Raw genomic sequence first — 3,501 nt, 5'->3', positions numbered from 1 at the left:
TTCGACTTGGGGATCAGATACTCGATCGGATCGCCTTCTTCCGGAACGATCGCGATCTTGCGCTTCGCCTTGTAATCCTTGACGAATTCAATGCGGCCGCTGATCTTCGCGATAACGCTGTTGTCCTTCGGAATGCGCGCTTCGAACAGCTCGGCAACACGCGGCAGACCACCGGTGATGTCGCGCGTCTTCGACGCTTCGCGGCTGACACGCGCCAGAACGTCGCCTGCCTGCACTTCCTGACCGTCCTCGACCGACAGCATCGTCCCGACCGCGAGCAGGTAGCGCGCGGCTTCACCCGACTCGTCGTCCAGCAGGGTGAGGCGCGGCTGAAGATCTTCCTTCTTGGCGCGGCCCGCCGAGCGATATTCAATCACGACGCGCTGGGCGATGCCCGTCGCTTCGTCGACCTGTTCGACCAGCGTCTTGCCGTCGGCCAGATCCTGATACTTCACGACGCCCTGCTTTTCGGTGATCAGCGGCATGGTGAACGGATCCCATTCGGCAATCCGGTCGCCCTTCTTCACCTTCTCGCCGTCCTTGTGCATGATCTGCGCACCATAGGGCAGCTTGTGCGTCGCGCGCTCGCGGCCTTCGCTGTCGATGATCGCGATTTCGCCCGAACGCGACAGCGCCAGACGGCGGCCGCGCTGGTCGACGATCGTCGCCATGTCGCGATATTCGATCGTGCCGTCCGAAATCGCTTCGGCGTTCGACTGCTCGTTCACCTGCGCCGCGCCACCGATGTGGAACGTACGCATCGTCAGCTGCGTGCCGGGTTCGCCGATCGACTGCGCGGCGATGACGCCGACCGCTTCGCCGATGTTGACCGGCGTACCGCGGGCGAGGTCGCGGCCATAGCATTTGCCGCAAACGCCGAGCGTCGCTTCGCAAACCAAAGGCGAACGGATCTTGACCGACTGGACTTCGGCGTCCTCGATGCGCTGCGTCGTCGCTTCGTCGAGCAGCGTGCCGACCGGCGCGATGATGTTGCCGTCCTTGTCGGCGACATCCTCGAGCGTCGTGCGGCCGAGGATACGCTCGCCGAGCGAAGCGATCGTCGAACCGCCCTGGATGATCGCGCGCATTTCCATGCCGCGTTCGGTGCCGCAATCTTCCTCGATCACGACGCAGTCCTGCGATACGTCGACCAGACGGCGGGTCAAATAACCCGAGTTCGCCGTCTTGAGCGCCGTATCGGCCAGACCCTTACGCGCACCGTGGGTCGAGTTGAAATACTCGAGAACGGTGAGGCCTTCCTTGAAGTTCGAGATGATCGGCGTTTCGATGATCTCGCCCGACGGCTTGGCCATCAGGCCGCGCATGCCGGCAAGCTGCTTCATCTGCGCCTGCGAGCCACGGGCACCCGAGTGCGCCATCATATAGATGGAGTTGATCGGGGCCAGACGGCCGTCGTCGAGCTTCGGCGTCGCACGGATTTCGTCCATCATCGCGTTCGCGACCTTGTCGCCGCACTGCGACCACGCATCAATGGCCTTATTGTACTTTTCCTGCTGCGTGATCAGGCCGTCCTGATACTGCTGCTCGAAATCCTTCACGAGCGCGCGGGTTTCATCGACCATCCCTTCCTTCGACGCCGGGATGATCATGTCATCCTTGCCGAAGGAGATGCCGGCCTTGAACGCGTTGCGGAAGCCCAGCGCCATGATGGCGTCGGCGAACAGCACCGTCTCTTTCTGGCCGGTGTGGCGATAGACCTGGTCGATCACGTCGCCGATTTCCTTCTTGGTGAGAAGGCGGTTGACGACGTCGAAGGGCACGGTGTGCGACTTCGGCAGGCATTCGCCAATCAGCATGCGGCCCGGCGTGGTCTCGAACCGCTTGAGATACTCGTTGCCCTGTTCGTCGGTCTGCGGAACGCGGCTCACCACCTTGGTGTGCAGCGTCACCGCGCCGGTGAACAGCGCCTGATGCACTTCGGCCATGTCGGCGAGCAGCATGCCCTCGCCCGGTTCGCCTTCGCGCTCGAGCGACAGGTAATAGAGACCGAGGACCATGTCCTGCGACGGAACGATAATCGGCTTGCCGTTCGCGGGGCTGAGGATGTTGTTGGTCGACATCATCAGCACGCGCGCTTCGAGCTGCGCTTCCAGCGAGAGCGGCACGTGGACCGCCATCTGGTCGCCGTCGAAGTCGGCGTTGAACGCGGCGCAGACCAGCGGGTGAAGCTGGATCGCCTTGCCTTCGATCAGCACGGGCTCGAACGCCTGAATGCCGAGGCGGTGGAGCGTCGGGGCGCGGTTCAGCAGCACCGGATGCTCGCGAATGACTTCGTCGAGGATGTCCCAGACTTCCTTGCGTTCCTTTTCGACCCACTTCTTCGCCTGCTTCAGGGTCATCGACAGACCCTTGGCGTCGAGGCGCGCGTAGATGAACGGCTTGAACAGCTCGAGCGCCATCTTCTTCGGCAGGCCGCACTGGTGCAGCTTGAGTTCGGGACCGGTCACGATGACCGAACGACCCGAATAGTCGACGCGCTTGCCGAGCAGGTTCTGACGGAAGCGGCCCTGCTTGCCCTTGAGCATGTCCGAAAGCGACTTGAGCGGACGCTTGTTGGCGCCGGTGATCGTGCGGCCGCGGCGACCGTTGTCGAACAGCGCGTCGACCGCTTCCTGCAGCATGCGCTTTTCGTTGCGGACGATGATGTCCGGCGCGCGCAGCTCCATCAGGCGCTTCAAACGATTGTTGCGGTTGATCACGCGGCGGTAAAGATCGTTAAGGTCGCTTGTCGCGAAGCGGCCGCCGTCGAGCGGCACCAGCGGGCGCAGTTCGGGCGGGATGACCGGCACGACTTCGAGGATCATCCACTCGGGACGGTTGCCCGATTCGATGAAGCTCTCGACCACCTTGAGGCGCTTGATGATCTTCTTGGGCTTGAGCTCCGACTTGGTGGTCGCGAGCTCTTCCATCAGGTCAACGCGTTCCTGTTCGAGATCGAGATTTTCGAGGAGCACGCGGATCGCCTCGGCGCCGATACCGGCCGAGAAGGCGTCCTCGCCATATTCGTCCTGCGCGTCGAGCAGTTCGTCTTCGGTCAGAAGCTGGAACTTTTCGAGCGGGGTCAGGCCGGGCTCGAGCACGATATAGGCTTCGAAGTACAGCACGCGCTCGAGCTGCTTCAGCTGCATGTCGAGCAGCAGGCCGATGCGCGACGGCAGCGACTTCAGGAACCAGATGTGCGCGACGGGCGCGGCGAGCTCGATATGGCCCATGCGCTCGCGGCGGACCTTGGTCACCGTGACTTCGACACCGCACTTCTCGCAGACGATGCCCTTGTATTTCATGCGCTTATACTTGCCGCACAGGCATTCATAATCCTTGATCGGACCGAAGATGCGCGCGCAGAACAGGCCGTCGCGCTCGGGCTTGAACGTGCGGTAGTTGATCGTCTCCGGCTTGGCCACCGGGTTCGCGAAGTTGGTCAGTTCGTTCATTTCTGTTTCCTCATGGGAGGACAAATCTCTGGGCGGGACCTAAAGG

1 pseudogene is annotated in these 3,501 nt (G+C 62.4%); it reads right to left on the bottom strand.

The features are described 5' to 3' along the window. Window positions 1–3,425, bottom strand: a pseudogene (rpoC, locus tag VLF18_RS07155) (DNA-directed RNA polymerase subunit beta'); the annotation flags it as partial. Window positions 3,426–3,501: the final 76 nt, after the last annotated feature.

Source organism: Tahibacter sp. (assembly GCF_035481375.1).
Classification (GTDB): Bacteria; Pseudomonadota; Gammaproteobacteria; order Xanthomonadales; family Rhodanobacteraceae; genus Tahibacter.
Note: the sequence above shows the minus strand (reverse complement) of the source record. Positions and strands in the feature narration are given on the sequence as shown.